The following is a 6,724-nucleotide window of genomic DNA, read 5'->3' on the forward strand; positions in this document are numbered from 1 at the left end:
AAAAAAGAAACCTCAGGAGTAAATACTTTGTTCCTTTTTTCTTAGAAGTATGCTTATAGAGTTTTACTATAAACTTTCACCATTGATTTTTGTTTTTCTCAACTAAGACTATTCTCTTTTAGTAAGAGATCCTTTTTCACTTAGACTTCGCTCATTGTCCACAAAGGGATTAGTCACTTAAAATAAGATAACAAGTCAGACTTCTTTGAAGCAGATACTATAATTTCTTTTCCGTTACTAAGCACTACGCTTCCTCCTTTGCCTTTTACATATTTTACGATTTCATTGACGTTAACCAAATAGCTTTTGTGGACTCTTGCAAAATTGGCATCTTTCAAACTTTCTTCAATATATTTTAAAGTTTTACTAACCAGTTTCTTTTTGTTATTACTTAGAAATATTTCGGTATAATTATCATCTGCCTTACAATACATAATGTCTGCGGTTTCTATAACTTCAAAACCATCTTGCTGTGGAATCGTAATTTTTCCGTTTACAGAATTCGTCTTAGGTACTAAAATTTGATCTTGAAGTGCATCTTCCTTCGTTCTAATTTCGGTAACATAGTCTACTGCTTTTATCAATTCGTCTATAGAAATAGGTTTCATTAAATAATAAGATACATGCGCATTTAAAGCATCAATAGCATAATGATTATAAGCGGTTACAAATACGGTTTCAAAATTAATATCATCAACTTTATCTAAAAGATCAAATGCATTCCCATAAGGCATTTCTACGTCTAAAAACACGACATCTAAATCATTATTTCTAATGAGAACTAAAGCTTCTTCAACATTTGCAGCTTCACCTTGAATTTCAATATTTGGACAATACTTAGTTAGATAATTTCTGAGAATTAGTCTGCTATTTTCTTCGTCTTCTACTATGATGGCTTTTAATTTCATACTTAATCCTTTTTTAAAGTCACTACTACTTTCGTTCCTGCATCTTCCAAATCTTGAAAATCATCAATCATTACATCAACTTTATCTTTATACATTTCATTCAAAATAGCAACACGCTTTTTAATATTGTTCATGCCTTTTGAATTCTGCTTTTTCTGATGATCTGTTTTCAAAGCTTTAGAGCGGCTTCGACCAATACCATCATCTGAAATAGTGATGGTAATTTCTCCTTTAGCTTTTGGCTGAATATTAATATTCAAATGTCCTTTTTCTATTTTGTAACGTAAGCCATGCCAAACCGCATTTTCTATATAAGGTTGCAATAACATTGGTGGAATCTGAAATTCTTCAACATCAATAGTTTCATCTACAGCTATAGAATAATCAAACTTATCCTGGAACCTAAAATGTTCGAGTTTGGTATATAAATTCAACAATTCAATTTCCTTTTTTAGTGGAATAAAATCCTCTTCACTATTCTCTAAAACGGCTCGCATTAACTGTGAAAAATCTGACAAATATTTATTCGCAGTACGTTCATCATTAGTGGCTATAAAGGTATTCACAGAATTTAAAGCATTAAAAATAAAATGCGGATTCATTTGACTTCGCAACGATTTTAATGCCAATAAATTGTTTGCCAAACGTTGTTGTTTAATATACTTAAACATTAAGAACCCCGTAATTAAGAGCAATACTAAGCCTCCAATTAAAGAGTAAATTATGTATTGCTGACTTTTATTTCGCTCTTGGGTTAATTCGTAAGTACTTTTAGATAACGCTCTATCACTTTCTAGAGTTGTAATTCTGTTTTGCTGCTCTGCGATATTTCTACTAAAGCGTGCCACTTGTGATATCTCTTGAATTTTCTTAGCATACAATTCGTCTACAGTATTAATATGTTCTGCTAACATTTCGTACCCTTTTTTGGTTTCTCCAATTTCAATGAGCACATCTGAGAGCTTTCTAGTAGCATCTTTTTTAACTACCAAATCTTCTTTTTCACTAGCTTCTTCAATACTTTTTTCAAAATAAGGTATAGCATTGTCTAGATCGTTATTAAGTAAATATGCCGTACCCAATTTATAATTCTGTTTCTGAGATGTAATTGGGCTTTCGTTAGTTATTACAGAATCTCGTTCGATATCTTTTATGCCTTCAATAGCTTGCTTTCTTAATACAATCTCGCTTTCGTAATCTGCATTTAGATTATTAAATTCGGCCACTTTAATTTGTTCTTCTACAGCACGTTTTTTATTCTCGCTTTTAGCGAGACTCAATGAATTAGAAAAATAACTTTTGGCTTTACTAGTTTGTCCTTGGTCGCTATAGACTTGCGCTATTTTAGAATTTAAATCTGTTACTTTTGGTGCTATAAGATGTTTTTGGGCCACTTCTAACCCATCTTCGTAAGCTTTTATGGCTTTAGTAAAGTCTTTTAATTGCACATAGACATCTCCAGTTCCTTCAAACCAAACGGCTTTATTATAATTAGATAAGGACTTTTGATCTATAGTTTTATAGGTAGACAGACTCGTTTCAAAATTACCATTATCGAGATAAGATTTTGCTAATTTAAGTTGAGCAGAAGGTGTTTTTACATTTTGAAGACTAATTCTATAAGCCGAAATCGCCAAATCAAACTGATTCCAATACCTATAAATATCACCCAATAATTCTTGAGCTTCTGCACTTTGAGTTGTGTTAATATTAACATCTAAAGCATTTCCTATAAACTTAATACTTTTTTCTGCATCCTTTTTAAGATAGACATCTGCAGAATCTATCATTTCATTAAAGCGCTTAACATCACCTTTATTTATTGAACTTCTACTATACTGTTTAGCATCTACAACCTCTATACTTATCCGTTCGTTAGATGTTATAGTGTGATAAATAGTTTCAAAATCTGGATGACTTATAATTAACTCATCTCCTATTTTGGCTTTTACGTTAAAGGCTCCATCAAAATTTGTTCTGGTATAATTCCCTCCATTAACCAGGATTTCTACATTCTTGTAAGGCGAATAAGAATCCTTTTCATAAACAGAACCACGAATGGTAAATAATGGTTTATCATCTGCTTCAATTAACCTTCTATTACTCTGACCAAAGGCTAAAAAACCAATCAGAAAAAATAGAAGTATAAAACCATATGATTTAGAAATTCTCATTAACATATTTTTATTTGTTGGACTAAACTTACATACTTTATTTGGTTTCAAAAAATGGCTGATATGCAAATAGCTTCTTTTTACAAATAAAAACACCGACACTACTAAAATAACAGACTGCTTCACTCACTCAAATTGTCACTTTACTCATTCTGGTTTTTTGTCGCTGTTTTTTAGACAGAGCTTTACGCTATAAATCAAAAAACAATAAAATCATGAAAACAATCTATTTAACATTAGGCCTTTTACTCTTATTCAATATCGATATTTCGGCCCAACACAGAGGAAATTATAATGAAATCACTCAAGATATTTCGCGTCAAAATATTTTATCTTCAGGTAATGCCAAAATTTACAATCCAACAGTGCAACAACAGGTTACTAAAATTCTGTATCCTAGCAATGTACTTACTGTAGATGTAAAAGCACTTCAAAATGCAGGCGCAACCACTTATACAGCCATTTTTAACGTGTCGCAAATGGGTCCTTCCGCTGAAATAACCAACCAATTAATGAAAGAGCGTATTGACAGCATAAAATACCGTCTCAATGCTAAAGGTATCACGCAGAAAAACATTGCTATAGATGTTATTTCATTTATTCCTATTTATGAAGTTGAAGTCACCAAGAAACTATTCAGTAAAACGTATACCGAAGTTCCTAAAGGGTTTGAACTGCAACAAAATGTACATATTCAATTTACAAAAACCAACCAGTTTGAATCTATTTTAGAAGCCTGTGCACAAAGTGAAGTTTACAACTTGGTTAAGGTTGATTATTATATTGAAAACATTCAGGACGTTTATAAAAATCTTCAAGATGAATTATTAAAACTTATTGAAGAGAAGAAAGCGTATTACAAAGTTCTAGGCTTTAATATGTCTGATTATAATGTAGCCATTGCAGATGATAAATACTGTTATTTCCCTAAGGATTTCTACCAAAGCTATCAAGCGTACAATAGCACTTCTGTTGAAGCTTTAGAAAAAAAGAAAGGCGTTACAACAGTTAAAAAGCAAACGTCATATTATTACCAACCGCTCACTTACGAAAATTACGATGTGGTTATTAATCCGTCGATTCTAGAACCTGTCGTTCAAATAGGAATTAATATAAAATTGGTCTTTACTCCAAAACCAAAAGAACAAAAACCCACTCCAATTGTTGAAACAAAAATAGACCACAAATACTATGTGATATCTCCAAATGGAACTATCGATGTTAAAGAATTAAATACTAAATAAAAACAAACATTATGAAAATTCCATTTAAAACCTTAATCCTTGCACTAAGTTTAGCTTCGGTTACAGCTTGTGATGCTAATAATAAAAAATCCAAAATAGCGAATAAATTAATTGCAGAAACGGTAATTAAAACAACTTCTAAGGCTGAAAACCCAGAGATTCAAGTCGCCTTACTCTTAGATACTAGTAATAGTATGGACGGATTAATTGACCAAGCAAAAGCACAACTCTGGAAAATTGTTAATGAATTATCTTACGCCAAATGTGAAGATAAAAGTCCAAACCTTAAAATTGCACTCTACGAATATGGCAACGATAATTTAAACGCAGAAGAGGGTTATTTAAGACAGGTTATTGCTTTTAGTGATGATTTAGATGAGATTTCAAAATCATTATTCTCATTAACCACAAATGGCGGCAATGAATATTGTGGTAAAGTAATTAAAACAGCTCTTAATCAATTAGAATGGGGAGAAAACAAAAACGACTTAAAGCTTATTTTTATTGCAGGTAACGAGCCTTATTCTCAAGGAAATGTAAATTATAAAGACGCTTCTAAATTAGCACATCAAAACGATGTTACTGTAAACACTATTTTTTGTGGAGATTATAATCAAGGTATTTCTACCCAATGGAAAGATGGAGCAGATTTAACGCATGGTAATTACATGGCTATTAATCATAATGAAGCAACTGTACACGTGGCATCTCCTTACGACGATAAAATATTAGAGCTTAATAAGAAATTGAATACAACTTATATTGCTTACGGAAGTGCTGGTAGACAAAAAATGGAAATGCAAGCAGAACAAGATTCTAATGCCATGAGTTATAATAAAGCAAATGCGGTTAGTAGAACTGTAAGTAAAAGTTCTAGATTATATAAAAACAGTTCCTGGGATTTAGTAGATGCAGAAAAAGAAGCTGATTTTTCTTATGATGATTTAGATAAAAACCAATTACCATCAGCATTGAAAGATAAATCTAAAGCCGAAATTAAAGCTTATGTTGAAGAAAAAGGTAAAACCCGTAAAAAGCTTCAAGATGAAATTGCGACGCTAAATTTAAAACGACGAAATTATGTTGCCAAACAAAATAACAGTTCTAATAATGGCTTAGAAATTGCAATGATGAACGCTTTAAAGTCTCAAGCTGCAAATAAAAATTACAAGTGGGAATAAATAGTATTTATAAACAAAAAAAAGAGGCTCAATGTTAATTGAGCCTCTTTTTGTATAAAATAATATAATCTTAATTTATAGCAGGACAGTTACATTCATATTTCTCTCTTCTACAGTTAAAGTTGAAACCAAGCGTTAACTGATGAAAACCACCATTATTAAAGTTTACCGTATTTGCTTGATAAGAATACGTGTATGCAAACACAAAATTATCATAGTCTATTCCTAAAAACGGAGTCAAATATTGTAGTTTTTGGCTACTAACACCTGAGCCATCTTGAAACTCTGCACCATCTAAGCTACGTCTGTAAGATAATCCACCCCAAACTTTACCAAAATCCATTTCTTTATAAACTTTAGCATTAATATCTATTGAAGACTCTGCTGTTGCATCTCTGTACATATACATAATTGAAGGCTCGTAACTCCATTCACTACCATATTGACTAAACGTATAACCTGTAGATGCCAAATAGGTTCTTAAGTTCTCAAATTCAAAACCATCTAAACCATTCCAGTTAATACCTTCATTGTTTAGAATATTCTTAGCTGTAAAGTGTGCATAGAAATCTACAAAATGGTAAGAAAATCCAAAATCTATATTAAAATTTGTAGCACTCTGTTCAATACCTTGAATAGCTTGATCAAATTCACCAGGCGCCAAAAAAGTAGTTTCATCTAATTTATACTGTAAAAAACCAGCACTTAAACCAAACGATAACATATTTAAATCAATCTCATTTCTTGAAAACATTAAGTGATAAGCAAAAGTTGCATAACCACCAACTGTAGAATGATAACCATTAGCATCATTAAAAAGCACACCTCCAATGGCAACTGGAGAATCTCCTATTCTTCCATTCATACTTAAGGTTTGCAAACTCGGAGCATCATCTACACCGAACCATTGTTGTCTCGCTGTTAACCTTACCTTGGCACAATTAGCAACACCAGCCATAGAAGGGTGAATTAAATAATAATTATCTGTTAAATAATCAGAATAAATAGGAAGACCTTCTTGAGCCATACCAAAATTGGCCATTAATGCTATAAATGCTATTAAGCAATACTTTTTTAATTTCATAAGTTCTTATCGTTTCAAGGTGAAATGGGCTTTTAATTCTTTACGTTTTCCTGTGGTTGTGTTTGGTTCGTCATACTCTACTGTAAACCAGTAGTCACTTGTTGGCATTGCTTCACCATTAAATGTTCCGTTC

General features: G+C 31.7%; 6 protein-coding genes. 2 read left to right on the top strand and 4 right to left on the bottom strand.

What is annotated here, in order from left to right:
• Window positions 1-173: 173 nt before the first annotated feature.
• A complete protein-coding gene (locus HM981_RS16100; RefSeq protein WP_179339825.1) occupies window positions 174-908 on the bottom strand; it encodes a LytR/AlgR family response regulator transcription factor in 735 nt (244 codons plus the stop codon).
• A gap of 2 nt (window positions 909-910) precedes the next feature.
• Window positions 911-3,082, bottom strand: coding sequence for a tetratricopeptide repeat-containing sensor histidine kinase (locus HM981_RS16105; protein ID WP_179339826.1), 2,172 nt, complete (start codon window positions 3,080-3,082; stop codon window positions 911-913).
• Between the two features lie 215 nt (window positions 3,083-3,297).
• Here HM981_RS16105 and HM981_RS16110 point away from each other — a divergent pair, with 215 nt between their 5' ends.
• Both HM981_RS16110 and HM981_RS16115 read left to right on the top strand, forming a co-directional pair.
• Window positions 3,298-4,326 carry an SIMPL domain-containing protein gene (locus HM981_RS16110; protein ID WP_179339827.1) on the top strand — a complete coding sequence of 343 codons (1,029 nt, stop codon included), beginning with the start codon at window positions 3,298-3,300 and terminating at the stop codon, window positions 4,324-4,326.
• 11 nt (window positions 4,327-4,337) lie between these two features.
• A complete protein-coding gene (locus HM981_RS16115; RefSeq protein WP_179339828.1) occupies window positions 4,338-5,507 on the top strand; it encodes a vWA domain-containing protein in 1,170 nt (389 codons plus the stop codon).
• 70 nt (window positions 5,508-5,577) lie between these two features.
• On the opposite strand, the gene HM981_RS16120 is transcribed toward HM981_RS16115, so the two are convergent.
• Together HM981_RS16120 and HM981_RS16125 are read right to left on the bottom strand one after the other, a co-directional pair.
• The gene (locus tag HM981_RS16120) at window positions 5,578-6,591 is read right to left on the bottom strand and encodes a PorP/SprF family type IX secretion system membrane protein (RefSeq protein ID WP_179339829.1); all 1,014 of its coding nucleotides are present in this window, start codon (window positions 6,589-6,591) and stop codon (window positions 5,578-5,580) included.
• A 6-nt stretch (window positions 6,592-6,597) separates the two neighbouring features.
• Window positions 6,598-6,724 (bottom strand): T9SS type B sorting domain-containing protein (locus HM981_RS16125; protein WP_179339830.1); only part of this gene is annotated, 127 nt, incomplete at its 5' end.

The sequence above is a fragment of the Winogradskyella ludwigii genome, from assembly GCF_013403985.1.
Classification (GTDB): Bacteria; Bacteroidota; Bacteroidia; order Flavobacteriales; family Flavobacteriaceae; genus Winogradskyella; species Winogradskyella ludwigii.

Excerpts from the sequence above, each read along its gene's own strand:
- HM981_RS16100 (WP_179339825.1), bottom strand. The coding sequence starts at position 908 with ATGAAATTAAAAGCCATCATAGTAGAAGACGAAGAAAATAGCAGACTA.
- HM981_RS16105 (WP_179339826.1), bottom strand. The coding sequence starts at position 3,082 with ATGAGAATTTCTAAATCATATGGTTTTATACTTCTATTTTTTCTGATT.
- HM981_RS16110 (WP_179339827.1), top strand. The coding sequence starts at position 3,298 with ATGAAAACAATCTATTTAACATTAGGCCTTTTACTCTTATTCAATATC.
- HM981_RS16115 (WP_179339828.1), top strand. The coding sequence starts at position 4,338 with ATGAAAATTCCATTTAAAACCTTAATCCTTGCACTAAGTTTAGCTTCG.
- HM981_RS16120 (WP_179339829.1), bottom strand. The coding sequence starts at position 6,591 with ATGAAATTAAAAAAGTATTGCTTAATAGCATTTATAGCATTAATGGCC.